This window comes from Vibrio sp. 1727 (assembly GCF_033344415.1).
Lineage (GTDB): Bacteria > Pseudomonadota > Gammaproteobacteria > Enterobacterales > Vibrionaceae > Vibrio > Vibrio alginolyticus.
Genome location: NZ_JAWPOT010000278.1, coordinates 1 through 693 on the forward strand (window position 1 = coordinate 1; position 693 = coordinate 693).

1 protein-coding gene is annotated in these 693 nt (G+C 41.0%); it reads left to right on the plus strand.

The window, feature by feature from the left end; all coding sequences use genetic code 11:
- The coding region (locus R8O10_RS25225; RefSeq protein ID WP_318191958.1) for a hypothetical protein at nt 1-693 on the plus strand (693 nt) is incomplete at both ends.

Sequence of the window (693 nt, forward strand, 5' to 3'; positions counted from 1 at the left end):
AACTAAAAGCGAGGGCTGTATTTAGTGAAGCTTGGCGCGCAACCATTCAATACTTTTTATCGTTCTCGCCAGCGATTATTCTTTTGCTTTTTGTCCAGATGGGGTGTTTCTACATTGCACTTCAACTTCAATTGGGCGACCCAAGTGTCATTCTCGATGCGATAGAAAATCCGGAAGCATTCACCGCTAATATCGTTTCTGCTATTTATATCGCTAACTTTAGTTATGAAGTGATCAGCGCCCCCATTTATGCTGGGATCAGTTTGATGGCAATGAGTCACGTAGCAGGGCTAAAAACCAAAGTTCGTCATGTCGGTAAAGGTCTGCAATTTACCGTTCCTGTTATTATTGCAACGCTGTTCAGTTTAACGTTGCAAGGTGTCGCGGGAATGATCCTTCCACCGCTTTCATTATATTTAGCAATGGCGTTTAGTCACTCTATCTTACTGATTTGCGAGAAAAGAGTGCCACCTATGCAATCGTTATTATTATCACTACGTGCGATCAATAAGAAGATTTTTGTTGTGGCAGGGCTTTACATGGGCGTTATGTTGATGTTTATTGTTGCGGCTATGTTCTACGGTATTGGCTTTATTTTTGTCTTGCCATTCTTCTTCCATTTGAAGGGCATCCTTTATCGAGAAATGTTTGGCATCAAACTTAAGATCGTAGCAACACAAAAAAATGATAACG